The 25,973-nt window shown below is 66.4% G+C and carries 23 protein-coding genes; 14 read left to right on the top strand and 9 right to left on the bottom strand.

Annotated elements, in window-relative coordinates; genetic code table 11:
• The first annotated feature begins 226 nt into the window (after nt 1-226).
• From ACFTR6_RS05185 to bcp, 7 genes are all read left to right on the top strand, one after another.
• A complete protein-coding gene (locus ACFTR6_RS05185; RefSeq protein ID WP_076800011.1) occupies nt 227-1,027 on the top strand; it encodes a hydroxypyruvate isomerase family protein in 801 nt (266 codons plus the stop codon).
• A 39-nt stretch (nt 1,028-1,066) separates the two neighbouring features.
• The gene (locus ACFTR6_RS05180) at nt 1,067-1,945 is read left to right on the top strand and encodes a 2-hydroxy-3-oxopropionate reductase (RefSeq protein WP_076800009.1); all 879 of its coding nucleotides are present in this window, start codon (nt 1,067-1,069) and stop codon (nt 1,943-1,945) included.
• A 148-nt stretch (nt 1,946-2,093) separates the two neighbouring features.
• Complete coding sequence (gene gcl, locus ACFTR6_RS05175; RefSeq protein WP_377957111.1) at nt 2,094-3,872, top strand: glyoxylate carboligase; 1,779 nt, start codon at nt 2,094-2,096, stop codon at nt 3,870-3,872.
• A 3-nt stretch (nt 3,873-3,875) separates the two neighbouring features.
• On the top strand, nt 3,876-5,078 hold the full coding sequence (locus ACFTR6_RS05170; RefSeq protein ID WP_377957110.1) for a glycerate kinase: 1,203 nt from the start codon (nt 3,876-3,878) through the stop codon (nt 5,076-5,078).
• Nucleotides 5,071-6,414: an allantoinase AllB gene (gene allB, locus ACFTR6_RS05165; protein ID WP_377957109.1), complete on the top strand. Its 1,344-nt coding sequence runs from the start codon at nt 5,071-5,073 to the stop codon at nt 6,412-6,414. Before ACFTR6_RS05170 ends, allB begins: the two co-directional genes overlap by 8 nt.
• Before the next feature lie 10 nt (nt 6,415-6,424).
• Complete coding sequence (locus ACFTR6_RS05160; protein ID WP_076800002.1) at nt 6,425-7,150, top strand: winged helix-turn-helix domain-containing protein; 726 nt, start codon at nt 6,425-6,427, stop codon at nt 7,148-7,150.
• Nucleotides 7,151-7,249: 99 nt separating this feature from the next.
• Nucleotides 7,250-7,729 carry a thioredoxin-dependent thiol peroxidase gene (gene bcp, locus ACFTR6_RS05155; RefSeq protein ID WP_076800001.1) on the top strand — a complete coding sequence of 160 codons (480 nt, stop codon included), beginning with the start codon at nt 7,250-7,252 and terminating at the stop codon, nt 7,727-7,729.
• A 207-nt stretch (nt 7,730-7,936) separates the two neighbouring features.
• Here bcp and purU read toward each other — a convergent pair whose 3' ends face one another.
• Genes purU through glyA form a run of 7 tightly spaced genes read right to left on the bottom strand, consistent with a single transcriptional unit; the run spans nt 7,937 to nt 16,735 of the window.
• Nucleotides 7,937-8,836, bottom strand: a complete 900-nt coding sequence (gene purU / locus ACFTR6_RS05150) for a formyltetrahydrofolate deformylase (RefSeq protein WP_377957108.1) — start codon at nt 8,834-8,836, stop codon at nt 7,937-7,939.
• A gap of 2 nt (nt 8,837-8,838) precedes the next feature.
• Entirely contained in the window at nt 8,839-10,212 is a 1,374-nt protein-coding gene (locus ACFTR6_RS05145) for an L-serine ammonia-lyase (protein ID WP_377957107.1), read from the bottom strand.
• Complete coding sequence (locus ACFTR6_RS05140) at nt 10,212-10,847, bottom strand: sarcosine oxidase subunit gamma (RefSeq protein WP_076799994.1); 636 nt, start codon at nt 10,845-10,847, stop codon at nt 10,212-10,214. Before ACFTR6_RS05140 ends, ACFTR6_RS05145 begins: the two co-directional genes overlap by 1 nt.
• Nucleotides 10,840-13,782 (bottom strand): sarcosine oxidase subunit alpha family protein, encoded by a 2,943-nt coding sequence (locus ACFTR6_RS05135; protein WP_377957106.1) that lies wholly within the window; start codon nt 13,780-13,782, stop codon nt 10,840-10,842. Before ACFTR6_RS05135 ends, ACFTR6_RS05140 begins: the two co-directional genes overlap by 8 nt.
• Complete coding sequence (locus ACFTR6_RS05130; RefSeq protein ID WP_076799990.1) at nt 13,779-14,150, bottom strand: sarcosine oxidase subunit delta; 372 nt, start codon at nt 14,148-14,150, stop codon at nt 13,779-13,781. The genes ACFTR6_RS05135 and ACFTR6_RS05130 overlap by 4 nt, the downstream gene beginning before the upstream one ends.
• Before the next feature lie 27 nt (nt 14,151-14,177).
• Entirely contained in the window at nt 14,178-15,398 is a 1,221-nt protein-coding gene (locus ACFTR6_RS05125; RefSeq protein WP_076799989.1) for a sarcosine oxidase subunit beta family protein, read from the bottom strand.
• Nucleotides 15,395-16,735: a serine hydroxymethyltransferase gene (gene glyA, locus ACFTR6_RS05120; RefSeq protein WP_076799987.1), complete on the bottom strand. Its 1,341-nt coding sequence runs from the start codon at nt 16,733-16,735 to the stop codon at nt 15,395-15,397. Before glyA ends, ACFTR6_RS05125 begins: the two co-directional genes overlap by 4 nt.
• Before the next feature lie 143 nt (nt 16,736-16,878).
• On the opposite strand from glyA, the gene ACFTR6_RS05115 reads away from it, so the two are divergent.
• Together ACFTR6_RS05115 and ACFTR6_RS05110 are read left to right on the top strand one after the other, a co-directional pair.
• Nucleotides 16,879-17,550: a GntR family transcriptional regulator gene (locus ACFTR6_RS05115; RefSeq protein WP_076799985.1), complete on the top strand. Its 672-nt coding sequence runs from the start codon at nt 16,879-16,881 to the stop codon at nt 17,548-17,550.
• Between the two features lie 144 nt (nt 17,551-17,694).
• Entirely contained in the window at nt 17,695-18,135 is a 441-nt protein-coding gene (locus ACFTR6_RS05110) for a hypothetical protein (protein ID WP_377957105.1), read from the top strand.
• 72 nt (nt 18,136-18,207) lie between these two features.
• Here ACFTR6_RS05110 and ACFTR6_RS05105 read toward each other — a convergent pair whose 3' ends face one another.
• Together ACFTR6_RS05105 and ACFTR6_RS05100 are read right to left on the bottom strand one after the other, a co-directional pair.
• Nucleotides 18,208-18,747, bottom strand: a complete 540-nt coding sequence (locus tag ACFTR6_RS05105) for a hypothetical protein (RefSeq protein WP_377957104.1) — start codon at nt 18,745-18,747, stop codon at nt 18,208-18,210.
• 153 nt (nt 18,748-18,900) lie between these two features.
• Nucleotides 18,901-19,710 (bottom strand): IclR family transcriptional regulator, encoded by an 810-nt coding sequence (locus tag ACFTR6_RS05100; RefSeq protein WP_140416619.1) that lies wholly within the window; start codon nt 19,708-19,710, stop codon nt 18,901-18,903.
• Between the two features lie 458 nt (nt 19,711-20,168).
• Here ACFTR6_RS05100 and ACFTR6_RS05095 point away from each other — a divergent pair, with 458 nt between their 5' ends.
• The 5 genes from ACFTR6_RS05095 to ACFTR6_RS05075 all read left to right on the top strand — a co-directional run bounded on the left by ACFTR6_RS05095 (nt 20,169) and on the right by ACFTR6_RS05075 (nt 25,923).
• Nucleotides 20,169-21,578 (top strand): MFS transporter, encoded by a 1,410-nt coding sequence (locus tag ACFTR6_RS05095; RefSeq protein ID WP_377957103.1) that lies wholly within the window; start codon nt 20,169-20,171, stop codon nt 21,576-21,578.
• Between the two features lie 88 nt (nt 21,579-21,666).
• Complete coding sequence (locus ACFTR6_RS05090) at nt 21,667-24,018, top strand: arylsulfatase (RefSeq protein ID WP_377957102.1); 2,352 nt, start codon at nt 21,667-21,669, stop codon at nt 24,016-24,018.
• A 295-nt stretch (nt 24,019-24,313) separates the two neighbouring features.
• On the top strand, nt 24,314-25,165 hold the full coding sequence (locus ACFTR6_RS05085; protein ID WP_076799975.1) for a formylglycine-generating enzyme family protein: 852 nt from the start codon (nt 24,314-24,316) through the stop codon (nt 25,163-25,165).
• Between the two features lie 12 nt (nt 25,166-25,177).
• A complete protein-coding gene (locus ACFTR6_RS05080) occupies nt 25,178-25,573 on the top strand; it encodes a YidH family protein (RefSeq protein ID WP_377957101.1) in 396 nt (131 codons plus the stop codon).
• A gap of 2 nt (nt 25,574-25,575) precedes the next feature.
• The gene (locus ACFTR6_RS05075; protein ID WP_076799972.1) at nt 25,576-25,923 is read left to right on the top strand and encodes a DUF202 domain-containing protein; all 348 of its coding nucleotides are present in this window, start codon (nt 25,576-25,578) and stop codon (nt 25,921-25,923) included.
• Nucleotides 25,924-25,973 lie beyond the last annotated feature (50 nt).

Raw genomic sequence — 25,973 nt, 5'->3', positions numbered from 1 at the left:
CTTTCGCCTCACAACAAATTCCCCCCCATTATTTGGGGGGCGGCCCCGGGGGGGGCCGCCCCTCCTGTGCTTCCAGTACGGTCGCCCCGGCCGCTCCCCTTGACTCTCCCGCCACCCCTTCCCTACACTTTTCATAAAGCAGAATCTAAATTCCACAAAGCGGAAACGGTCGAAAAGCCGACAAGCAGGGAAGATAGATCAACGCCCCTCCCCGGAAGGACCTACGATGACGTACACAGTGAACTGCTCCATCCTCCTGACGGAGCTGCCCTTGCTCGAGCGCCCCGCAGCCGCGAAGGCGGCCGGTTTTGACGCCGTCGAGTTCTGGTGGCCTTTTGAGAGCTCAGTCCCTTCCGACGCCGAGATCACGGCTTTCGAGCGCGCCATCACCGACGCCGGCGTGCAGCTTTCCGGCCTGAACTTCAATGCCGGCAACATGCCCGGCGGCGACCGCGGCCTGGTGTCCTGGAAGGGCCGCTGCTCTGAGTTCAAGGACAACATCGACGTCGTTGCCGGGATCGGTGAGCGCCTCGGCTGCAAGGCCTTCAACGCCCTCTACGGCAACCGCCAGGAAGAGTTCAGCCCGGAAGAGCAGGACGAGCTCGCAGCCAGGAACCTCGCCGCGGCCGCGGAAGGCGTGGCCCGGATCGGCGGCACCGTCCTCCTCGAACCCGTCAGCGGAGCCCCGCGGTACCCGCTCCTGAAGGCCCAGGACGCACTCGACGTGATCGCCCGGGTCAAGGCGGAATCCGGCGCCCGGAACATCAAGCTCCTCGCGGACTTCTACCACCTGGCCGTCAACGGGGACGACGTCGCCACGGTCATCGAAAACCACGCCAAGGACTTCGGCCACATCCAGATTGCCGACAACCCCGGCCGCGGGGCTCCCGGAACCGGCGAGCTTCCCCTCGGCGAGTGGATCGCCCGCAGCCGCGAACTCGGCTACGAGGGCTACATCGGCCTCGAATACAAGGAACCGCAGGAAACCGCCTTCAGCTGGGCGATCCGCGAACACGCCGCCTCCTGACCAGCAGAACCAGACAAAGACTTCAGAAAGAGAACCATCATGAGCAACGTTGCAGTCATCGGACTCGGAATCATGGGCCTGCCCATGGCCATCAACCTCGTCAAGGCCGGCCACACCGTCACCGGTTTCAACCGCAGCCAGGACAAGATCGACAAGCTCGTCTCCGAAGGCGGCAAGGGCGCCTCCAGCATCGCTGACGCCGTCAAGGACGCCGACGTCGTCATCACCATGGTCCCGGACTCCCCCGACGTCGAAGGCGTCGTCAGCGGCCCCGACGGCGTCTTCGCCAACGCCAAGCAGGGCACCCTCTGGATCGACGCGTCCAGCATCCGCCCAGACGTCGCCAAGCGCCTGTCCGACGACGCCCGCGACGCCGGCATCCGCCCCCTCGACGCCCCGGTCTCCGGCGGCGAACAAGGCGCCATCGACGCCGTCCTCTCCATCATGGTCGGCGGCGACAAGGCAGACTTCGACGCCGCCTCGGACGTCCTGAACGCCGTCGGCAAAACCATCGTCCACGTCGGCCCCTCCGGCTCCGGCCAGACCGTCAAGGCCGCCAACCAGCTGATCGTCGCGGTCAACATCGAGGTCCTCGGCGAAGCCATCGCCTTCCTCGAGGCCTACGGCGTGGACACCGACGCCGCCCTCAAGGTCCTCGGCGGCGGCCTGGCCGGCTCCAAGGTCCTGGACCAGAAGGGCCAGAAGATGCTCGACCGCAACTTCGACCCCGGCTTCCGCCTCGCCCTCCACCACAAGGACCTGGGCATCGTCACCTCCGCCGCCCGCGAAGCCAACGTCTCCATCCCGCTCGGCGCGGTCGTCGCCCAGCTCGTCGCCGCCACCGTCAACCAGGGCGACGGCGGACTGGACCACTCGGGACTCTTCAAGCAGGTCCTCCAGCTCAGCGGCCGGAAGTAACCCGGGCCGGAAGTAAACCCAATGCGCCATTAGGCGCCGCAACAAGCAAACCCGGGGCAGCCGCCGTCGAACTTTCCGACGGCGGTTCCCCCACCACACCCTTTTTCGGCCCCAAGGGGCCCACCAACAGACTTTTGAGGAGCACACCATGACCAAGATGCGCACCGTAGACGCTGCCATCGCCATCCTGGAAAAGGAGGGCGCCACCGAGGCGTTCGGCCTGCCGGGCGCGGCGATCAACCCTTTCTACTCCGCCATGAAAGCCCATGGCGGCATCCGCCACACCCTGGCCCGCCACGTTGAAGGCGCCAGCCACATGGCCGACGGCTACTCCCGCGCAGCGGACGGCAACATCGGCATCTGCATCGGCACCTCCGGCCCGGCCGGCACCGACATGATCACCGGCCTGTACGCAGCATGGGCAGACTCCATCCCCATGCTCTGCATCACCGGACAGGCCCCGGTGGCCAAGCTGCACAAGGAAGACTTCCAGGCCGTGGACATCGAGTCCATCGCCAAGCCCGTCACCAAGATGGCCATGACCATCCTGGAGCCCGGCCAGGTCCCCGGCGCGTTCCAGAAGGCCTTCCAGCTGATGCGTTCCGGCCGTCCCGGTCCGGTGCTGCTGGACCTGCCGATCGACGTGCAGATGGCCGAGATTGAATTCGACATCGACACCTACGAGCCGCTGCCCGTGGAGAAGCCCAAGGCTTCCCGCAAGCAGCTGGAGAAGGCCCTGGACATGCTGACGGCAGGCGAGCGCCCGCTGATCGTGGCCGGCGGCGGCGTCATCAACGCCGGCGCTTCCGCCCAGCTGGTGGAACTGGCCGAGCTACTGAACGTTCCCGTGATCCCCACCCTGATGGGCTGGGGTGCCATCCCGGACGACCACGGGCTGATGGCCGGCATGGTGGGCCTGCAGACCAGCCACCGCTACGGCAACGAGAACTTCCTGCGCAGCGACTTCGTGATCGGCATCGGCAACCGCTGGGCCAACCGCCACACCGGCGGCCTGGACACCTACACCGCCGGCCGCAAGTTCGTGCACATCGACATCGAGCCCACCCAGATCGGCCGCGTGTTCTCCCCGGACTTCGGCATCGCTTCCGACGCCGGCGCCGCCCTGGACGGCCTGCTGGAGATCGCCCGCGAGCGCCAGGCCGCCAAGGCCCTGCCGGACTACTCCGCCTGGGTTGCCGAGTGCGCCGAGCGCAAGGCCACCCTGCACCGCAAGACCCACTTCGACAACGTGCCGATGAAGCCCCAGCGCGTGTACGAGGAGATGAACAAGGCGTTCGGCAAGGACACCACCTACGTGTCCACCATCGGCCTGTCCCAGATCGCCGGCGCGCAGATGCTCCACGTGTTCGGCGCCCGCAAGTGGATCAACGCCGGCCAGGCAGGCCCGCTGGGCTGGACCGCCCCGGCCGCCCTCGGCGTGGTGCGCGGCAAGCCGGGCGAGAACGTGGTGGCGCTGTCCGGTGACTACGACTTCCAGTTCATGATCGAGGAACTGGCCGTGGGCGCGCAGTTCAACCTGCCGTATATCCACGTGGTGGTGAACAACTCCTACCTGGGCCTGATCCGCCAGTCCCAGCGCGGGTTCAGCATGGATTACCACGTGTCACTGGGCTTCGACAACATCAACTCCCCGGAGACCGAGGGCTACGGCGTGGACCACCTCAAGGTCGCCGAGGGTCTGGGCTGCAAGGCCATCCGTGTGACCAGCCCCGAGGACATGCCGGCCGCTTTCGACAAGGCCAAGGCACTGATGGGCGAGTTCCAGGTTCCCGTGGTGGTGGAAGTGATCCTGGAAAAGGTCACCAACATCTCCATGGGTCTGGAGATCAACGCCGTGAACGAGTTCGAGGAGCTGGCCACCAGCGCCGCCGACGCCCCCACCGCCATCCTGGCGCTGCAGGACTAAGCAATGCGCATCGTGATCGCGCCGGACAAGTTCAAGGGCTCACTCTCCGCCCCTGACGTGGCCCGGCACCTTGAAACCGGGCTGCGTTCCGCCACAGCGGACGGCGTCAGCCATGAGGGACGGCGCTCACTTGAGGTACTGCGGATTCCCGTGGCCGACGGCGGCGAGGGCACCCTCGACGCCGCCGTCGGCTCCGGCTTCACCCGCCGCCGTGCCGTGGTCAGCGGCCCCACCGGACAGCCGCTGACGGCGGAGTTCGCGGTCCGCGGCCGTGAGGCCGTGATCGAAATGGCCGCGGCTTCCGGTTTGGCGGTGCTTCCCAACTACGACGGCGGGCGGCCGGATTCCGTAACGGCCCGGACTGCCAGCAGCCTGGGCACTGGCGAACTGATCCGCGCGGCGCTCGACGCCGGCTGCCGGCAGATCATCCTCGGCGTCGGCGGCAGCGCCAACACCGACGGCGGTGCGGGGGTGCTGCAGGGGCTCGGCGCGAAGCTGCTCGACGCCGCCGGCAACGAACTGCCCCTCGGCGGCGCCGCCCTCGCGCACCTGACGGAAATCGACTTCTCCGGCTTCGACACCCGGCTGGAGGAATCCCGCTTCATCCTGGCGAGCGATGTGGACAACCCGCTGCTCGGAGCGGAAGGCGCAGCCGCGATCTTCGGACCGCAGAAGGGCGCCACCGCCGCCGACGTCGGCGAACTGGACGCCGCCCTGGCCAACTTCGTCCAGGTCCTCGCCGCGGAGATCGGGCCACGGGCGGTCAAGGCCGCCAGCGCGCCCGGCGCCGGGGCAGCCGGCGGCGTCGGCTACGCCGCCATCGCGGCACTGGCGGCATCACGGCGGCCGGGCATCGACGTCGTACTTGATTTCACCCGGCTCGCCGACCGCCTGGCCGGCGCGGACCTGGTGATCACCGGCGAAGGCAGCCTCGACGAACAGAGCCTGCTGGGCAAGACGCCCATGGGCGTTGCCCGCGCGGCAGCGGCCGCCGCAGTACCGGTGGTTGCCGTCTGCGGCCGCACCACGCTCTCGCCCGAACAGCAGCAGAACTCCGGCTTCCGGCAGGTCTATCCCCTGACGGCGCTGGAGAGCAATGTAGAGATATGTATAGCCGAAGCAGGACGTCTGCTTGAGGAATTGGGTCAGCACATTGGCGTGCACGTGACCGACACTGCGAACACGAAGGAGCCCCTGAATGTCTGAAGAACGCTTTGACCTGGTCATCCGGGGCCGGCGCGTCCTGACCACCGCCGGAATCGCCGCCCGTGAAGTGGGCGTGCGCGGCGGCAAGATCGTCGCCCTCGAGCCGCTCGGAAACGGGCTGCAGGGGGACGAGGTGGTGGAACTCGCCGACGACGAAACCCTGATCCCCGGCCTGGTGGACACCCACGTCCACGTCAACGAGCCCGGCCGCACCGAGTGGGAGGGCTTCGCGTCCGCCACCCGCGCCGCGGCCGCCGGCGGCGTCACCACCATCATCGACATGCCGCTGAACTCCATCCCGCCCACCACCAACGTGGACGGCCTCAAGCTCAAGCGCGAGGTGGCCGAGGACCAGGCGTTCGTGGACGTCGGGTTCTGGGGCGGCGCCATCCCCGGCAACAAGTCCGACCTGCGCCCGCTGCACGATGAGGGCGTCTTCGGCTTCAAGTGCTTCCTGCTGCACTCCGGGGTGGACGAGTTCCCGCACCTGGACGCGGACGAGATGGAGGAGGACATGCGCGAGCTGAAGTCCTTCGACTCGCTCATGATCGTCCACGCCGAGGACTCCCACGCCATCGACCACGCGCCCCACCCCGGCGGCGCGCACTACTCCACGTTCCTGGCCTCCCGCCCCCGCGGCGCCGAAAACAAGGCCATCGCGGAGGTGATCGAGCGCGCCCGCTGGACCGGTGCCCGCGCCCACATCCTGCACCTCTCGTCTTCGGACGCGCTGCCGATGATCGCCTCTGCGAAGCGCGACGGCGTGCACCTCACCGTGGAGACCTGCCCGCACTACCTCACGCTCATGGCCGAGGAAATCCCCGACGGCGCCACGGCGTACAAGTGCTGCCCGCCCATCCGCGAGGCCTCCAACCGCGAGCTCCTCTGGCAGGGCCTGCAGGACGGCACCATCGACTGCATCGTCTCGGACCACTCCCCCAGCACGCTGGACCTGAAGGACCTGGAAAACGGTGACTTCGCCGTGGCCTGGGGCGGCGTCTCCTCACTGCAGCTGGGCCTGTCCCTGATCTGGACCGAGGCCCGGCACCGCGGCATTCCGCTGGAGCAGGTGGTGTCGTGGATGGCCGAGAAGCCCGCGTCCCTGGCCCGGCTCTCCAACAAGGGCCAGCTGGCGCTGGGGTACGACGCCGACTTCGCCGTCTTCGCCCAGGACGAGGCCTTCGTGGTGGACGTGTCCAAGCTCAAGCACAAGAACCCCATCACCCCGTACGACGGCAAGGCTCTCTCCGGCGTGGTCCGCCGCACCTACCTGCGCGGCAGCGTGGTGGACGGCAGGACCCCCGGCGGCAAGCTGATCCGCCGCGGCGGCATCTGAGGGCCGCGCGGTGGCTGTGCATGCCCATTCACCGCGCGGCACTTCGGCCCCCTGGGGCGCCAAGGCCCACGGCCTTGCCGTCTGGGTAGCTCCCCCCGAGGGCCAGGACATCGATCCCGACGTCCTGGCCCGGGCTGCCGAGCTGGTGCTGGCACGGGCCCTTCAGTTTGCTCCGGAGGCGGAAGTCCACTGGCCCGCCGCCGGAGCTGCAACTTCCGCCGCCGGGACGCGCCCGGGCCCGCCCCCTGGGGAGGGGGCGCCCAACGGTGCGCCCGACGGCGGAACGACAGTGCCGCCGTCGTCCTCCCCCGATTCCCCCCAGCCGGACCCCTCGCAACAGGATCCAATGGACGCGGAGTCCCGGGAAACGGACGACGGCGGCGCCGCCCACCTCCCGCCGTCGGCCGGGCACGTCAGCCAGGTGGCTGTGGACCTGGCCCGGTCCGAGGTGCTGCTGGACGGCGAGCGGGTGCCGCTGACCGGCGTCGAGTTCAAGCTGCTGCGCTACCTGGTGGAGCACTGCTCGCGGACCGTTGACCGGGAGGAGCTGCGGCTGTTCCTGGAGTCGTGCGACAGCCCCGGTGCCGCCGCCCGCTCCATCGACGTGTACGTGGGCCGGGTGCGGCGGAAGCTGTGCGGCGGCCGGCACGCGATCGCCACCGTCCGCGGCGGCGGCTACCGCTTCATCTGCGGGCCCGCAGCCACCGTGCGCGGCCCTGCGGAATACAGCATCTAGGGCTGCTGTTATCCATCTCAGTCCGATCAGTGATTTTGCAGATCAGTGATTTTGCCTGACCAGATTTTCGCTCGACCCAGATCCATCAGAAGGAATGCCATGAGCCCCAAACTGACCACCAAGCTCCAGCCCGGAACCCAGGCGCCGGACTTCACCCTGCGGGACGCAGAAGGCAAGCAGACCGCGCTGGCCGACTACCGCGGCAAGAACGTCATTGTGTACTTCTACCCCGAGGCTGCCACCCCCGGCTGCACCACCGAGGCGTGCGACTTCCGCGACAACCTGGCCTCCTTCCAGGGCTCGGGCTACGCGGTGCTGGGCATCTCCCCCGACGCGCCGGAGAAGCTGGCCACCTTCACGGGCGACTTCGATCTCACGTTCCCGCTCCTGGCCGACGAGGACCACGCCGTTGCCCTGGCCTACGGAGCCTGGGGCGAGAAGCTCATCGACGGCGAGGTGCACGAGGGCATCGTCCGCTCCACCGTGGTCCTGGATCCCGAAGGCAAGGTCACGCTGGCCCAGTACCAGGTCAAGGCGCAGGGCCACGTCCAGGCGCTCCGCGAACAGCTCGGCGTCTAAACGCTCTCTCACTTTCCGCAGCGTTCTGACCGACGCTCTCTCAGCTTTCACCGCTTAACCTCAAACGCTCTCTCACCCTTTCACCGCTTAACCGGAACCCTCCTGCATCAAACTGCAGGAGGGTTCCGGTTTAAGCGGCAGGAGCTGAAAGAGCGTCCTGTAATACCCGGCAGGAAGTGATAGAGCGTCCCTACTTCAGGGCCATTGTTACTTCAGGACCACGGTTCGGTTGCCGTTCAAGATGATCCGGCCTTCGCAGTGCCAGCGGACGGCGTTGCTGAGCGCCTTGCACTCCGTGTCCCGGCCGGCGGCCACCAGGTCCTCGGGGCCGAAGGTGTGGTCCACCTCGACGACCTGCTGCGCGATGATCGGGCCCTCGTCAAGCTCGGCGTTCACGTAGTGCGCGGTGGCGCCCACGGTCTTCACGCCGCGGGCGTAGGCCTGGTGGTACGGCTTGGCACCCTTGAAGGACGGCAGGAACGAGTGGTGGATGTTGATCGCGCGGCCGTCCAGCTTCCGGGCCAGGTCGTCGCTGAGGACCTGCATGTAGCGGGCCAGCACCACCAGCTCAACATCGAGCTCGTCCACGATTTCCAGCAGCCGCGCCTCGGCCTGCGGCTTGGTGTCCGCGGTGACGGGAATGTGGAAGAACGGGATGCCGTGCCAGTCCACGAGGGCCTGGTGGTCCGTGTGGTTGGAAACGACGCCCACAACCTCGATGGGCAGTTCCCCCACGCGGGCACGGAAGAGCAGGTCGTTGAGGCAGTGGCCGAACTTGGAGACCATGATCAGGACCTTGCGGCGGGAGCCGTTCCGTTCCAGCCGCCACTTCATGTTGTACTTCTCCGCCACCGGGGCGAAACCGGCGCGAAGCTGCTCCAGCGTGGACTCGTTGCCGTCCGAAGCGAAGTGCACCCGCATGAAGAAGTGCCCTTCGGCGCGGTCGCCGAACTGCTTGTTGTCGATGATGTCGCAGCCGTATTCCAGCAGGAAGCCGGAGACGGCGTGCACGATGCCCGGGCCTTCGGGGCAGTCCAGGGTCAGCACGTGCTCGACGCTGTTGGCGGGCTGCCCGGCGGCACGCGACTCAGTCTGAATAGCAGTCATGGTCAGCACTCAATTACATTCACAGCGAGGCCTCCTCGAGAGGTTTCCTTGTACTTGGTTTTCATGTCGGCGCCGGTCTCACGCATGGTCTTGATGGCCTTGTCCAGCGACACCTTGTGGCTGCCGTCCCCGTGCAGGGCCAGCCGGGCCGCGTTGATGGCCTTCACGCTGGCGATCGCGTTCCGTTCGATGCACGGGATCTGCACCAGGCCGCCCACGGGGTCGCAGGTCAGGCCGAGGTTGTGCTCGATCCCCACCTCGGCGGCGTTCTCCACCTGCGCGGGGGTGCCACCCAGCACCTCGCAGAGCCCGGCCGCGGCCATGGAGCAGGCCGAACCGACCTCGCCCTGGCACCCCACCTCCGCGCCGGAAATGGAGGCGTTGATCTTGAACAGGATTCCGACGGCGGCCGCCGCCAGCAGGAACCGCACCACACCGTCGTCGTTCGCTCCAGGAACAAACTTCACGTAGTAGTGCAGGACCGCCGGCACGATGCCGGCTGCCCCGTTGGTGGGGGCGGTGACGATGCGGCCACCAGCCGCGTTCTCCTCGTTGACGGCCAGCGCGAAGAGGTTCACCCACTCCATCGCGCGGAGCGGGTCCGTGCTGGCCGAGTCCTTGGACAGGGTCTGGAAGAGCTGCGGCGCACGCCGCTTCACCTGCAGCCCGCCGGGCAGGATGCCCTCCGCGGAGCATCCGTTCTCCACGCATTCGCGCATGACGGCCCACAGCTTCAGCAGTTCCTCGCGGAGCTCCGCCTCGCTGCGCCATGCCAGCTCATTGGCGAGCATGACGTCGGAGATCGACATGTTTTCGCGGCGGCAGATCTCCAGGAGCTCGTTGGCCGTGCTGAAGGGATATGCCAGCGGGGTCTCGTCCGCCACCACCTTTGCGCCGGCGTCGGCATCGCCGTCAACAACGAAACCGCCGCCGATGGAGTAGAAGCTCCGTTCGCTCAGCACCCTGCCGGAGTGGTCCAGGGCGCGGAACGTCATGCCGTTGGGGTGCGCCGGCAGCGACTTGCGCCGGTGCAGCACCATGTCCTCGTCCCAGTTGAAGTCAACCCGGTGGTCCCCGCCGATCCGGAGTTCGGCGTCGAGCGCGGCCGCGGCCACCTGGTCATCCGCGGTGGACGTGTCCACGGTTTCCGGCTCCAGGCCCTGCAACCCCAGGACCACGGCCTTGTCGGAGCCGTGGCCCCGGCCGGTGGCGCCCAGGGATCCGAAGAGCTCTGCCTGGACCCGTGTGGTCGAGCTCAGCAGCCCGCCGCCCTTGAGTCCGTCGGCGAACTGCTTTGCCGCCCGCATCGGGCCGACCGTGTGTGACGACGACGGCCCGATGCCAACGGAAAACAGGTCCAGTGCGCTAAGCGCCATTAAGGCACCTCGGGGGAAGCGAACTCCCTCATGGCGTCCAGGAGCCAGCGGCCCAGGTAGTCAGCGAACGAGGCGCGGGGGAACAGCCGGAAGCTTTCCTCCCCGTCCTTGAACAGGACCACAGGGATGTTGCCCACTTCGGTGTTCAGGGCGGTGCCCGCCTTGAGGGTGCGCGGGTGCAGGTCCAGGGCGCAGCCCTTTTCCAGCACCGCGCGGGCCCGCGGGCCGGACAGCTCGAACGTGGTGCGGTTGGCGGACAGGTCCACCACCTGCCCGGCGCCGTCGCCCAGGGCGGACTTGAGGGAGCCGATCAGGTCCCCGCCCAGGGAGTCGTGGGCGTCCTCCGGGGCCACGACCAGGAACTCCTGCGGGCCGAGCCAAAGGGCGCTCACCCGGTCGGTGCCGCGGACCTCGCCGCAGCGCACCGGCAGGCCGCCGGTGACGGAGCCGATCCGGGCGCCGGCCTCGGAGTTCGGGTCAACCCGGACGCCGGCCATGGTCTGGAACGGGCCCTCTTTGAGGGTGACGGTTCCCTGCACGGACCCGGTCTCGAATGCTTCGGCCAGGTGGGAGGCTGGGCTGCGGCGGATTTCCCGGAGTCCATTGATGCCTGTGAAGGCTGCGGTGTTAGCCATCTTTGCGGGTCCCTTCGGGGTCAAACAGTACGGTTTCTGCCACGACTACGTCGACGAGCTGGTTGCCGGCGGCAGCCACCAGGGTCTCGCCGATCCGGTTGCGGCCGTTCTTGATCAGCGCGAGGCCGAACGAGCGGCCCAGGGCGGCGCTGTGGTAGCTGGAGGTCACGAAGCCCTGCATCGGGACCGGGCCGTAGGCGGGGTTCGCCGGGATGCCCTTCTCCACCAGCTGGGTTCCTTCCGGAAGCCTCAGCGAGCCGTCCACGGGCAGGACGCTGACCAGGTGCTTGCGGTCGTCGCGGTGCTGGTCGATGCGGTTGTAGGAGCGCTTGCCAATGAAGTCCTTGGCCTTGGAGACGATCCATTCCATGCCGGCATCCTGCGGGGTGACCGTGCCGTCGGTGTCCTGACCGACGATCGGGTAGCCCTTCTCGGCGCGCAGCACGTGCATGGTCTCGGTGCCGTAGGGGGTGATGTTGAACTCGGCACCGGCCGCGGCAACGGATTCCCAGGTGTTCAGCCCGTACCAGGACGGCACGTTGATTTCGTAGGCCAGTTCACCGGAGAACGAGATCCGGCAAACGCGGGCCTGCACGCCGGATGCGAGGGTGGTTTCACGGAAGGTCATGAACGGGAAGGCCTCGGCGGACAGGCCGCCGTTGGCTGCCAGTTCCGGGGCGACCTTGGCGATGACGTCGCGGGACTTGGGTCCGACGACGGCGATCGTGCTCCACTGTTCGGTCACCGAGGTGCAGTGCACGTCGAGTTCCGGCCATTCGGTCTGCAGCCATTCCTCGAGCCAGTCCAGCACCTTGGCGGCACCGCCGGTGGTGGTGGTCATGAAGTACGTTTCCTCGTCCAGGCGCAGGGTCACGCCGTCGTCGAAGATCATGCCGTCAGCGAGGCACATGACGCCGTAGCGGGCGGAACCCGGGGCGAGCTTCTTGAATGCGTTGGTGTAGATGCGGTTCAGGAATTCACCGGCGTCCTTGCCACGGATCTCGATCTTGCCGAGGGTGGTGGCGTCCATGAAGCCCACGGAGTCGCGGACGGCGGCGCACTCGCGGAGTACGGCCTCGTCCATGTCCTCGCCGTTCTGCGGGTAGTACCACGGCCGCTTCCACTGTCCGACGTCCTCGAAGAGGGCGCCCTGGGCGACGTGCCACGGGTGGATCGAGGTGACGCGGGCGGGGTCGAACAGCTCGCCGCGCTGGCGTCCGGCCAGTGCCGCGAAGGCCACCGGGGTGAACGGTGCACGGTAGGTGGTGGTGCCGATGTCACCGATGCCCCGGGATGCCTCGCCGGCCTGGCGGAGGGCCGCGGCGATGACGCCGATGGCGTTCACGCCGGACGTCTTGCCCTGGTCGTTGGCGGTGCTGATGGAGGTGTAACGCTTGACGTGCTCAACCGACCGCATGCCGGCGCCGGTGGAGCGCAGGACGTCAGCCACGGACTGGTCACGCTGGAAGTCGACGAAGTGGTTGTGCCAGTCGTCGGGGGTACCGGTCTGGCCGGGGACAACCCACAGCTGGCGGGTCGGGGCGGATGCCTTCGGCTCAGCCAGAACAGACGGTTCGACGGAGGATTCGAAGCCTGCAGCAATCACGGCGGCGGCGCCGGCCGAGATGCCCTCGGCCAGGCAGTCGGCGAGTTCGAAGCTGCCGCGGCCCGAGCCGATGGTCTGCTGGTTGGCGACCAGGGTGGACGGCACGAAGGCAGCGAGGTCCTCGTCCCAGCGCAGCTTGCCCTGGCGCTGTGAGTGCAGGTGCACCAGCGGGCTCCAGCCGCCGGATACTGCCAGCAGGTCGGCGGCGATCTCTTCGACGCCCGAGGTGAGTTCGCCGTCGTCGTTAATGCTGCGGACGGTGACGCTGTTCAGCCGGCCGTCGGAATCAGCGGCGGTGTTGGCCACGGCGCTGCCGATCAGGACCCGGGTGCCGGCCTCGACGGCGGCGGAAGCCACCGGGGTGAGGCTGGAGCGGGCGTCGACCACGGCGGCGACCTTGATGCCGGCAGCGCGCAGGTCCGCGACGAGGGCGTAGGCGCTGTCGTTGGTGGTGCTGACCACTACGCGCGAACCCGCAGCCACGGCGTAGCGGTTCAGGTAAGTGCGCACGGCCGAGGCGAGCATGATGCCCGGGCGGTCGTTGTTTTCGAACACCAGCGGACGCTCGTGAGCGCCGGGGGCGAGGACAACCTGGCTGGCACGGATGTGCCAAATCCGCTGGCGGGAGACGCCGGCGGCGGCCGGGCTGGTGAGGTGGTCGGTGCGGTTCTGGACCGCGATGACGTAGTTGGCGTCGTACGCGCCGAAGGCGGTGGTGCGGTTCAGCACTGTGCTTTCGGCGCCGGAGACGAGCTCGGCCTCGACGTCGGCAACCCACTCCAGCGCGGGCTTGCCCTCGATGGTCTCGGCCAGTTCGGGAGCGGTGGATCCGGACAGCAGCGAACCGCCCAGTTCCGGCTGGTCATCCATGAGGATGACGCGGGCACCGCTGCGGACTGCTTCGCGGGCAGCGGCGAGGCCGGCGGGGCCGCCGCCGATCACCAGGACGTCGGTGTGGACGTACTTCTTGTCGTACTCGGCGCGGTCATCGGCCGGGTCAAGCTTGCCAAGGCCGTTCAGGAAGCCGGCCTGCAGACCGTCCACGAGGGAAACGGTGGTGGCGGGGAGCATGGACTCGGCCACGTCACCGGGGAACCGGGCCTCGATCCGGACCAGCGCGTTGGGTTCTTCCACGCCGGCGGCCAGAATGCCGCGGGCGCGGTCCTCGTACAGCGAGTTGCCGGCGGCGATGCGGCCGTTGGCCAGCAGTGCGGAGGCCAGGGTGTCGCCCGGGTGACCGGTGAATTCCTCGCCGTCCACGGTGAAGCGCCAGGAGATGCTGCGGTCGATACGGCCGCCGGTGCTGAGGCGCGCGTTCTGGGAGGTCACTTGGTCGCTCCTTCCGGGGCGGTGCTGGGGCTGAGGGGGGTGGTGCTGGCGGGGCCCGTGCTTGCGGTGCCGGTGTCAGCTGCCGGGGGGACGGGCGCGGCGGGCCGCGGCGTCCCCATCGGGTAGACGGCCTGGATGTCGTAGGTGACCGTGTCGCGGAGCATGTTGAACCACTGCCGGCAGCCGGTGCTGTGCACCCACCGTTCGGCGAAGGTGCCCTTGGTGTTCTCACGGTAGAACAGGTACTCGGCCCATTCCCGATCCGTGAGGTCGTTGGGGTTCTCGGGGTAGGGCACGTGGGCCTGGCCGCCGTAGTGGAACTCGGTTTCGTCCCGCTGGCCGCAGTTGGGGCAGGAGATAAGCAGCATGTGCGTCTTCTTTCTTAAGGACCGTGGCTAGTGGGCGACGGCGGCAGCGCCGTGTTCGTCGATCAGGGCGCCGGTTTCGAAGCGCTCCAGGGCGAACGGCTTGTTGAGCTTGTGCGGTGCGCCGGTAGCGATGGTGTGCGCGAAGGTCAGGCCGGCAGCCGGCGTGCCCTTGAAGCCGCCGGTTCCCCAGCCGCAGTTGACGAACATGTTCTCCACCGGGGTGGTGCCCACGATCGGTGAGGCATCCAGCGTGGTGTCCACGATGCCGCCCCAGGTCCGGAGGACGTGTGCCCGGGCGAAGATCGGGAACAGCTCGACGGCGGCAGCCATCTGGTGCTCGATCACGTGGAAGGAGCCGCGCTGGCCGTAGCCGTTGTAGGAGTCGACGCCGGCGCCCATGACCAGTTCGCCCTTGTGCGCCTGGGAGACGTACACGTGGACGTGGTTGGACATGACGACGGTGGGGTGGACGGGCTCGTGGAGCTCGGACACCAGTGCTTGCAGCGGGTGGGACTGGATGGGGAGCCGGAAGCCTGCCATCTCCGCCAGGACCGAGCTGTGGCCGGCGGCGCAGAGGCCCACCTTTTCGGTGTTGATGGTGCCGCGGTTGGTCTTGACGCCCACCACGCGCTCGCCGTCCTTGATGAAGCCGGTGACTTCGCAGTTCTGGATGATGTCCACGCCCATCTCGTCGCACTTGCGGGCGAAGGCCCAGGCAACATGGTCGTGCTTGGCGATGCCTGCGCGCGGCTGGTAGGTGGCGCCCATGACCGGGTAGCGGATGTCATCGCGGATGTTCAGAATCGGGCAGAGTTCCTTGACCTGCTGCGGGTCCAGCCATTCCGCGTCCACGCCGTTGAGCTTGTTGGCGCCCACGCGGCGCATGCTCTCGCGCACGTCGCCCAGGGTGTGGGCCAGGTTCATCACGCCGCGCTGGCTGAAGAGGAAGTCGTAGTCCAGCTCCTCGGGCAGGATCTCCCACAGCTTCAGGGCGTGCTCGTAGATGGCGGCCGACTCGTCCCAGAGGTAGTTGGAACGGATGATGGTGGTGTTGCGGGCCATGTTGCCGCCAGCCAGCCAGCCCTTTTCCAGGACGGCGATGTTGGTCATGCCGTGGTTCTTGGCCAGGTAGTAGGCGGTGGCCAGGCCGTGCCCGCCGCCGCCGACGATCACGGCGTCATAGGAGGGCTTGGGGTCCGGGTTGTGCCACAGGAATTCCGGGTGCTCCGGGAGGTGGTGCGTGCTCACTGGGCTGCTCCGATCATGTCATTCTCGAATGCGGCGATGTCATTGGCACCGCTGAGCTGGGGGTACAGGGGGAACTGCTCGGCGAGCGCAGTGACGCGTGCGCGGAGTTCGACGGCGGTGTCGTCGTCGAGCGTTCCGGTGCCGGCGGCGCCGATCAGGGCCTTGGCGATGATGTCGGCGACCTCGGTGAATTCGGCAGCGCCGAAGCCACGGGTGGCCAGGGCCGGGGTACCGATCCGGAGGCCGGAGGAGACCATCGGCGGGCGGGGGTCGAACGGCACGGCGTTGCGGTTGACGGTGATGCCGATCCGGTGCAGGGTGTCCTCGGCCTGCTGGCCGTCCAGCTCCGAGTTGCGCAGGTCAACGAGGACCAGGTGGACGTCCGTGCCGCCGTTGACCACCGTGATGCCGGCAGCTTCGACGTCGGACTGCAGGAAGCGCTCGGCCAGCAGCTTGGCGCCTTCGAGGACGCGCTGCTGGCGCTCCTTGAAGCCCTCGGATGCTGCGAGCTTGAAGGCCACGGCCTTGGCGGCGATGACGTGCTCCAGCGGGCCGCCCTGCTGGCCGGGGAAGACTGCGCTGTTGATCTTCTTGGCGTACTGCTCCTTGGCCAGGATGACGCCGCCGCGGGGGCCGCCCAGGGTCTTGTGCGTGGTGGTGGTGACGACGTCGGCGTACGGCACCGGGTTGGGGTGAAGGCCTGCGGCGACGAGGCCGGCGAAGTGTGCCATGTCCACCATCAGGTAGGCACCGACGAGGTCGGCGATGCGGCGGAACTCGGCGAAGTCGAGCTGGCGGGAGTAGGCGGACCAGCCGGCCACGATGAGCTTCGGCTTGTGTTCCAGGGCAAGGGCCTCAACCTCGGCCATGTCCACGCGGAAGTCGGATTCGCGGACGTGGTACGGGACCACGTTGTAGAGCTTGCCGGAGAAGTTGATGCGCATGCCGTGGGTGAGGTGGCCGCCGTGGGCCAGGTCCAGGCCGAGGATGGTGTCGCCCGGGTTCAGCAGCGCGAACATGGCGGCAGCGTTGGCCTGCGCACCGGAGTGCGGCTGGACGTTGGCGAACTCGGCGCCGAAGAGTGCCTTGATGCGGTCGATGGCCAGCTGCTCGACGACGTCGACGTGCTCGCAGCCACCGTAGTAGCGCTTACCCGGGTAGCCCTCGGCGTACTTGTTGGTGAGGACCGAGCCCTGTGCCTCCATAACGGCCGCAGGAGCGAAGTTCTCCGAGGCGATCATTTCCAGCGTGGACTGCTGGCGGTCCAGCTCACGGGCTACTGCTTGCTGGATCTCGGGATCGACTACGGAAAGTCGGTCGTTCAACTGCTCAACCACGAATACTCCTTATGAAATACCACTTAGCTTGGGACTGATATATCAGTATGACGACAATGGTATGATTGAGCTCACAACAGAGTCAATAGCCGAAGCAAAATGACTATCCGCTTCCGCTTGGAGCCCATGAACGGAGCCTCGCTGTGAATGCCCTTCCCGCCGTGCTGCCTGCCGAGGATGAATCGCTGTCCCAGGCCGAGGCTGCCTACCGGCAGCTGCGCGACAAGCTGATCATGCTGGACATCCGCCCCGGTGAGCCGATCAATGACGGCCAGCTGGCGACTGAGCTCGGCTTTGGGCGCACGCCCGTGCGCGAAGCCATCAAGCGGCTGGAGGTGGACCACCTGGTGGTGTCCTACCCCCGCCGGGGAACCTTTGCCACCACCGTGGACTTCACGGAACTGGCCGATGTCTCGGAAATCCGTGAACTGCTTGAACCGCTCGCGGCACGCCGGGCCGCCAAGCGGGCCAACACCGCCATGCGCGAGGAACTGCTGGACGTTGCCAAGGCCATCTCGGAGCTGGCGCCCACCCCCGCCCAGTCCCGGGAGCTGATGCGCTACGACCTGACCGTGCACCGCCTGATCTACCGCGCCGCGGCCAACCCGCACCTTGAGGACACCCTGATCCGGTACGACAACCTGGCCACCCGCATTTGGTGCCTGGTCCTGGACAAGGTCCCGTCGGTGAGCGGCCACATCAACGAGCACGTGGATCTGCTCAAGGCCGTGGCCGAGGGGGACGCGGACAAGGCCGGGGAACTGGCGCTGCACCACGTCACCAGCTTCGAGGAGACCATCCGCAAGGTGCTGTAGCCTTCAGCGCCGGGTCGCCCTATGCCTTGTTGACCGAAACGCGGCCGGTTATTCTGCCAGAAACGTCCGCCGCCAATGAGGGTGACTGCAGGGCCAGGTACCTGCCACTTCCAGGCCTGACCAGCGTTTCGAAAGAGGCACGCCGTGTCCGTTGCACCCACCCCCAATGGCGCGTCCCGCCGTCGTCTGCTTCTCATCCTCCTTGCTGCCGTGGCAGTGGTTCTGGTGGGCACCGTCATTGCCCTTTCGGCGCCGGGTCTGCGCGCGGACCAGCAGGCCGCCACCGCTCCCGCTTCCACCACCGCCGCACCGGGCCCCGCCTCCCCTAGTGAGGAAGCCGCGCAGCCGGCGGACGCGGAACTCCTGGACGAGGCCAGTTCTGTGTGCGAAATGCAGGTGGCGGAGAAGTACCCCACCGCCGAGGTCCAGCCCGGCACCAAGTCCTCCGCCAAGGCGAAGAGCGGAACCTTCGAAACCACCGGTTCCTACATTGACCCGGCCGCCGGCAAGACTTCACCCACGGAGTTCCGGTGCTCGTCTGTGAATGCCGGCGGCAGCTGGACCGTGACCCTGCAGCGGGGCTAGTTTCCTACGAGGTGCGAGGAACCCCCGGGACTTTCCCGGGGGCTCCTCTCCTTTCATGTGTTTCGGCAGGCGTTAGCGGCCGCCCCCTCCGATCACGCCTTTCTCGACGGCCTTCGTGACGGCGTCAGCCTCGGCCTGGGTAAGCGTGCCGTCGTTGACCGCCGTGTCCAGCCTGGTCTTCAGCGCGGCAGCGCGTTCGGCCTGCTTCGCCTCGCGGATTTCCGTCAGGGCCGCGGTGACCTTGGACTCCTCGACGCCGAGCGCCGCGGCAAGGGACTTGGCCATCGCCGCGTCCTGGGCGGTGCGGTCAGGCTTGGTGCCCTCGGTCGGCGGCGTCGTCGGCTTGTTGGCCTCGCGGAACGCCTGCATCGCCTCGGTGACCTTCGCTTCGTCAACGCCCAGCTTGGTGGCAAGGTCTGCAGCGATCTGGCCGTGGCCGCCCTTGTGGCCCCGGAAGCCGTCAGTCGGGGCGCTGCTGTCCGTCGATGTGCTCGAGGTGGCGCTGGGGCTGGGGGTGGTGGCTGCGGAGGCCATCCCGGTAACTCCCATTCCTGCACCCAGCGCCAGGGCGCCAGCGGTGATGCCGAGGGTGATTCTCTTGGTTCGTGACATGGTGTCTCCTTGATCGGCCGTGCACTACGGCTTTGAGCGGAAGGGCATCTGTCCTAGCCCCCTTCCTCAAAGATCGGGGAACAGGTTAGGGCGCCGCTGTTCGGAAACTGTCAGGAGGCTGTGAACCTAACGGGCGGAGGTTTAGATGGACAGCTACGCCTCAGCGTGCCCCATCCTCCTGCTGACCTCCCGGGCGGAATGTTTGAGTTCCTGGACCAGGGTGCGTGATTTGCGGGGGTCGAAGCGGAATTCTGGCCCCGAAACACTGATGGCTCCCAGGACCGTCCCGGAATGGCCGAACACCGGGGTGGCGATCCCGTTAAGCCCCAACTCAAGTTCTCCATAGACAGTTGCGTAACCCGCCTCCGCAACCTCAACGAGTTGCGCTTCCAGATCCTGCCTCGATGTAATCGTCCTCGGAGTTGTAGGAGGCATGCCCGTCTCGCCAAGCACGCGGCTACGTTCGGCAGCGTCCATCGCCGCAAGGAAAACCTTGCCGCTGGACGTGGCATGGATCGGGGTTAGCCTGCCGATCCAGTCCTGGGTGGCCAGGGTCGATGGGCCCATTACCTCGTCGACATTCACGACGTAATTGGAGCTCAGGACGGCGAGGTTCACGGTTTCGCCAGTTTGCGCGGCAAGGGCTTCGAGGACGGGCCGGGCTTCCCGTACGAGATTGAGGCGCACCGGTATGGAATTTGCGAGTTGCAGGATCCCAAGCCCCAGCTGGTACTTGCCGCGGCCGCTGTTTTGTTGTGCCATTCCCCGGGCTTCGAGCACGCGCAGCAATCGGGAAATGGTGGACCTGTGTACACCCATTTCTTCTGCGACTTCGCTGACTCCTGCACCGCCCGTCCGGGCGAGAATTTTCAGCACTGTAATGGCCCGCTCAACAGACTGCAGACTTGCCTGCGGCTCCCCGTCCGCCGCGTAATCCGGTCCCTGCGTTTTGTGAGACAGCATGCCCCATTTTCTCAGACGAATCAGCGGCCAAGAAACGCAACCGGTTTCGATCGGCTGACCGCTTTCCTGAAATGCGGTCTCCTACCAAAGGGCGACGGCGCAAACGGCGTAGTGCGCGCAGAGCGCAACAAGTCTGACTGTGATTTATGCGACAAATCCTATTGACAGCGCGAACACTGCCGTTCAGACTGTTTCACATGGGAAATGTTGTTGCTTCTACCGCAACCACACCCTAGAGGGTCTGCGTCACCCCAATGCGGACCAGCGGGATTTGAAGGGAGCAACACATCCCCTGCTCTGCGTCCCGACCCCCTGATCGACCATTCGCCCTTTTCTTCCAAAAGTGGCGCAACCCGTAGAAGCCGTTGAACGTCACGACGAAGACGCGTGCCTTCAATTCCGGCCTTCGCCCGCGCCCTGCCATTCCTACTCCACCGAAAGTGATTGTGAGGAGACCCATGAGTTTCAGATCAGTAGACGAGGCCCCCATCCGGGGCTTCCATCGCAAGCTCATAGTTGCGTGTTCAGGAGGTCCCCTGCTTGACGGTTACCTGCTCGCGATTGTCGGCATCGCACTTCCCGGCATCACTAGAGAAATGCATTTGCCAACGAGCACTGAGGCCATGATCGGCGTCGCCTCACTGATTGGCATGTTCTTCGGCGGCCTGATCTGCGGCCCGCTGACGGACCGCATTGGCCGAAAACCCATGTACACCCTCGATCTGCTTGTCCTGATCGTCACCTCGGTGCTTTCAATCTTTGCCACCGAAGCCTGGCACTTGATCATCCTGCGCTTTGTCATTGGCGCCGCTATCGCTGCCGACTACCCCATTGCCACCGCGCTGCTTTCTGAGTGGCTCCCGACCAAACGGCGAGCCCGCATGTTCAGCGCAGTAATCATCATCTGGTACATCGGCGCGTCCCTGGCCTACCTGGTGGGGTATCTCATCAACGAAGTGATGGGCGACGACGGCTGGCGCTGGATGCTCGCAACCGCCGCAGTGCTGGCCACGATCGTCTTCCTGCTTCGTGTGGGCACGCCGGAATCACCGCGGTGGCTGGTCGGCGCCGGACGCATCGACGAGGCCTGCAAGGTCATCGAGTCCACCCTTGACACCAAGGTGACACCCGCTGAACTGGCAGGCTCCATGCCCCTCTCGAACGAAGGGCGGGGCAATATCGCCGACCTCTTCCGCGGCATTTACCTGCGCCGCATGGTCTTCATCGTCGTCTTCTTCACCTGCGCGATCGTACCGCTGTTTGCATTGCTTACCTTCGGTCCGCAATTGCTGGGATCGCTGGGCATGGAATCAGGCAACGAGGCGAATCTCGGAACAGCCATCATCAACCTCGTGTTCGCGATCGGCTGCCTGCCGGCCATGCGCATGCTCGACAACATCGGCCGGCGCAAGACCATCATCTGGTCCTTTGGCCTGATGGTGCTCCCGCTGCTCGCACTGGGGGCGTGGACTAATGCCCCGGGTCCGTTCGTCATAGGTTTCTTCTGCCTGTACGCGCTGTTCTCCGGAGGCCCGAGCATCCTCGAGTGGGCCTATCCCAACGAGCTCTTCCCAACCCGCATTCGCGCCGCCGCTGTGGGGATGGCCGTTGCACTGACCCGCTTCGGTGCCGCTATCGGAACTTTCCTGGTCCCGCTCTCCCTATCGACCCTGGGCACGTCGACGACGATGTACATCGGCGCGGGCATCACGTTCATCGGCTTTCTCGCCTGCATCGCCTGGGCTGAAGAAACCCGGAACCGCTCGCTGGAAGAGACCGGTGCGATTGAGGTGATGGCGACGTCCCCTCAGCCTGCGCCCATCTCCACCGCCGGCAGTAACCCCAGGCAGGGCGCTGACATCACGTAGCGAAGCAAGCAGGCCATTGGCTACCTCCCCAGCCGCGTCCCACAGGCGCGAATCACTCACCCCACAGACCAAAAGGAGCAGCAAGACAATGACCGAGATTCGCGAGATCCTCCCGATCCCGGAGCGGAACCGGACCGTGACCACGGCAATGGGCATCCACAATCAGGAGAGCGCGTTCACCCCGGTGGCTCCGCTCAGGGCACCCGAAGGTGCTCCCAACGTGGTGATCGTCCTGATCGATGACATGGGATTTGGTGCCTCGAGCGCCTTCGGTGGTCCCTGCGAGATGCCGACGGCGGACAGGCTGTCCGACGATGGCCTCCGGTACAGCCGCTTCCACGTCACGGCGTTGTGCTCCCCTACCCGCCAGGCGCTCATGACTGGCCGGAACCACCACTCCGTCGCCATGGGAGTGACCACCGAGATGAGCACGTCCGCCCCCGGTTACACCGGTTTCCGCCCGGCCAGTGCCGCCACGATTGCGCAGACGCTTGGCCAGAACGGCTACAGCACGGCCGCATTCGGAAAGTGGCACCAGACCCCTCCGCGGGAAGTCAGCGCTTCAGGTCCCTTTGACCGTTGGCCCATTGGTGAGGGTTTCGACAAGTTTTACGGCTTCATGGGCGCCGAGATGAACCACTGGTACCCCCAGCTGTTTGACGGAACCACTCCTGTGGAACCGGACCGGCTGCCAGAAGATGGCTATCACCTCTCCGAAGACCTCGTCGATCACGCCATCGACTGGGTCCGCACGCAGAAGACACTCACGCCGGAGAAGCCGTTCTTCAGCTACATCGCTTTCGGCGCCACGCACGGTCCCTTCCATGTCGGCAAGGAATGGAAGGACAAGTACCGCGACCGCTTCAACGACGGCTGGGACGCCCAGCGCGAAGCGACCTTGGCCCGGCAGAAGGAACTTGGCATTGTCCCGGAATCTGCCGAACTCGGGCCCTGGGCCGATGTCGTGCCGCACTGGGACGAACTGAACGGCACAGAACGCCGCGTCGCCGCAGCCTTCATGGAAACCTACGCAGGTTTCGCCGAGCACACGGACCGGCAGGTGGGGCGCTTCGTGGACGCTCTAAGGGACATCGACCAACTGGACAACACCCTGTTCATCTACATGCTCGGTGACAACGGTGCTTCGGGCGAAGGCGGCATCGAAGGCACGATGCGTGAGCACCTGGTCGGCCACGGTTTTCAGGACAGCACCGAAACAATGGCCAACGAGATCGATGCCCTGGGGGACGCAACTACCTACGCCATCTACCCTGTCGGGTGGGCGCTGGCCATGAACACCCCATACCAATGGACAAAACAGGTCGCCTCGCACTACGGCGGCACCCGGGACGGCATGATCATGAGCTGGCCCCAAGGTATCGAAGCCGGTGGCGGGATCCGGCACCAGTGGCACCACGTCATCGACATCGCCCCCACGGTCTTCGAAGCAGCAGGAGTCCCCCACCCTGTTCTGGTCAACGGCGTCAGTCAGCAGCCCATCGAGGGCACCAGCATGGTCTATACCTTCAACGCTCCCGACGCTGAGGACCGCCGGCGGACCCAGTACTTTGAGATGTGCGGAAACCGCAGCATCTACCACGAGGGATGGACTGCAGTCACCCGCCATGGCACTCCCTGGCAAATGGTGCCCGAAGGACTCCCGGCCTTCGACAAGGATGTGTGGGAGCTCTACGACACCCGGACCGACTGGAGCCAAGCGCACGACTTGGCAGAAAAGTACCCGGACAAACTGCGGGAACTTCAGCAGCTTTTCCTGATTGAAGCCAGCAAGTACAACGTGTTCCCCCTCGATGACCGTGTCACCGAACGGGAGAACCCGGAAGTGGCCGGCCGGATCGACCTGTTCAGTGGCAGGACCTCAGTGACCTATCGGGGCGGAATGGGGCGCTTTACCGAGGAGACAACCCTTAACGTGAAGAACAGGTCGCACAGCGTCACTGCACGGGTGGACATCCCGGAAGGCGGCGGCGACGGGGTCCTCATTGCGCAGGGCGGGCGTTTTGGAGGCTGGTCCCTGTATGTGGTGGACGGCCACCTCAGCTATGCCCACAACTGCTACGGCCGGGATCTTTACACTGTGCGCTCGGATGAGCGGCTGGAAGCTGGTCCCCAGGAACTTACCTTTGAATTCCAGTACGACGGCGGCGGCATCGGCAGGGGCGGGGAGGTCCGGCTCGCCGCCGGCGGCAAGGTCGTCGGCAAGGGCCGTGTGGAGCAGACGACCGCCTATTACTTCTCCTTCGATGAAACGCTCAACGTCGGTGTCGACCGCGGCACGCCAGTCACCGACGACTATCTCCCGGTGCACAACGCGTTCACCGGAACAATCGAAACCGTGCGCATCGACCTGCACGACGACGGAACAGAGCAGCACCTCACGGCAACCGACCGGCAGCGCATTGCCCTGGCCCACCAGTAGCCGGCACAACCAGCTAGTACCGGACATCTTCTGACAGGAAGCACACCCGCAAAGCTGCCCCTTCTGTGTCCGCCGTCGGCCTCACCGCATCGGCGGACACAGAAGAATCGAACCAATGCTTGGGAAACCCACGATTATGAACCTGCTGCCCCTCAGCTCCACGAACTACGCTGAACCCCGTGGCCTTCACAAGGGCGCCCCTGGCACGGGCTGCTGCACACCATCCCGTGAACCCCGGCCAACGGAAGACGCCGCCAGGCCTAAGGCGCACTCCACACCTGGTCCCGGGCCGGACATGCACCGTGACATCGAGATTCCCGGTGGGCCCTTCCAGATGGGTGATGCCTTTGGCGAAGGCTATCCGTCCGACGGCGAGACACCGGTACACGAGGTGCGCGTGGATGGCTTCCGTATCGACGCGACGGCAGTGACCAACTCAATGTTCGCGGCGTTCGTAGACGCCACGGGCTACCGGACAGAGGCGGAGCAGTACGGGTCCTCCGCCGTGTTCCATCTGCTGTGCACGGCAACCGGCAGCGATGTCCTCGGTGCCGCCGCGGGGGCCCCTTGGTGGCTTGAGATCCGCGGCGCCTATTGGGCACACCCGACGGGACCGTCATCGAACTGGCGGGATGTCCCGGACCACCCGGTGGTGCACGTCTCGCACCACGATGCACTGGCTTACTGTGCCTGGGCCGGACGCCGCCTGCCCACCGAAGCCGAATGGGAATACGCCGCCCGCGGCGGACTGAACGGCATGCGCTACGCGTGGGGCGACGACCTCACCCCCGGCGGGGAACACCGCTGCAACATCTGGCAGGGCGCGTTCCCCGCAGTGAACATCCAAGAGGACGGCCACCTGGGTACCGCCCCCGTTATGTCTTTTCCTCCTAACGGCTACGGGCTTTACGAAATGGCAGGCAACATTTGGGAATGGTGCAGCGACTGGTTCCTGCCCAAGTACTACTGGAACTCCCCCACCGACAATCCTCAAGGGCCCACCATCGGCAAGGGGCGCGTTATGCGAGGCGGCTCCTACCTCTGCCATGACTCGTACTGCAACCGCTACCGCGTCGCCGCCCGCACCTTCAACACCCCTGAATCCTCCTCCGGCAACTGCGGCTTCCGCACCGTCGCCACCAACTAGGAAGAACACGACGTGACGCAAACAGCACCGTCCAGCCGACGGCGCAGCAGACTTTCCGCCCGGATCCTGCGCGGAGGCAGCGAACCCGACCCCCGTTTCACCCTTGCGAATGAACGCACCTTCCTCGCCTGGATCCGTACGTCCCTGGCCCTGCTCGCCGGCGGTGTCGCGGTTGAGGCTTTCATGGGAGACCTCTTTAGCCCGGAACTACGCAAAACCGTCGCGGCACTCCTGCTGCTTCTGGCACTCGTGATCGGCGGCGGATCCTTCTTCCGCTGGCTCAACGTCGAACGCTCCATGCGCCACAAGGCGCCCCTGCCCCTGCCCTGGATTGCACCGGTCCTCGCCACGGGCGCCGCCGTCGTGGCCGTCATTGTGGCCGCATTCGTCCTCGCCACGGGCGCCTGACCATGCCCCTGCAACAGCACATCCCCACCCACGGCGACGACGGCCTGCAGCCAGAACGCACCGACCTGGCATGGGGACGCACCACATTGTCGATGGTCATGGCCGCGGCCGTCTTCCTGCGCTGGTTGCCCCATCACGGCTGGTTCGCAGGCACCCTCGTCGCAGCCGCCGTGGTCACCGCCGCCGCTATCCAAGTCACCCGAAAGCGACGGCTCCACGGCGCCATCCGGGGCATTCAGCAAGGACAAATGCCTCCGGACACCGCTTCCACGGCAGCCGTGGCGGCCAGCGTGATCATCCTTGCCCTGCTCGGAATCTACACGGTCGTGTTCCTTCCCTTGGTGCCGTGACCAGCATGGCGGGCCACAATCCCGCAGTCCCCCAAATCGCGGCATTCGCT

The organism is Arthrobacter sp. NPDC057009 (assembly GCF_042673905.1).
Taxonomy (GTDB): domain Bacteria; phylum Actinomycetota; class Actinomycetes; order Actinomycetales; family Micrococcaceae; genus Arthrobacter.
This window is presented reverse-complemented; position numbering and strand designations above follow the sequence as displayed.